This window comes from Cylindrospermopsis sp. CR12, from assembly GCF_001432185.1.
In the GTDB taxonomy this organism is placed as follows: Bacteria; Cyanobacteriota; Cyanobacteriia; order Cyanobacteriales; family Nostocaceae; genus Raphidiopsis; species Raphidiopsis raciborskii.
On the sequence record NZ_LMVE01000075.1, the window covers coordinates 2,454 to 3,018 of the forward strand.

Sequence of the window (565 nt, forward strand, 5' to 3'; positions counted from 1 at the left end):
ATTGATTGTACCGGGTTAATTTCCGACCCGCTCCAAAGTCCATTTTTGAAGGATTTAATTAATCACTATGATTTGGATTTAAATCCGGATAGAAGGTTGTATGTGAAAAACAATTTTGAAATTAGGCAATTGCGTCACCCTAGAGATTCTCAATCGCGTGTGTATGCAGCTGGGATTATTACTCTAGGGGGTCCCTATGCACCGGTGGATACGTTTTTAGGACTGCAATACGCCGCCCATAGATCAGTGGAAGCTCTAGCAGCAATTAAAGCACCAGGTGTAAGATACATTCAGGGTATTTATTCTGTTTGGCAATGGTTCAAATGGGCCTTAAATTTAAAACCTTAATTGGGACTAGGAATTTTAATCAGCTGTAATCAACTTTAATTAGCAATTAGGTGTTATGACTCCAACATTATTAGGGCGTTGGCAAACGCGGGTTTTGTTGTTATTGACGGTGGGTAATTTAGTTTCTTTACCTTTTGCTTGGGGATTTTTAGGACATGGGTCTGCCATTTACTTTTGGGTTGTGTTTTATGTGGGATTATTTGGGTTAGCTTGGGAC

At 39.6% G+C, this 565-nt stretch carries 1 pseudogene; it reads left to right on the forward strand.

Annotated features, from left to right (window positions below):
• Window positions 1-348 (forward strand): annotated as a pseudogene (locus ASL19_RS09025) (hypothetical protein); the annotation flags it as partial.
• Window positions 349-565: the final 217 nt, after the last annotated feature.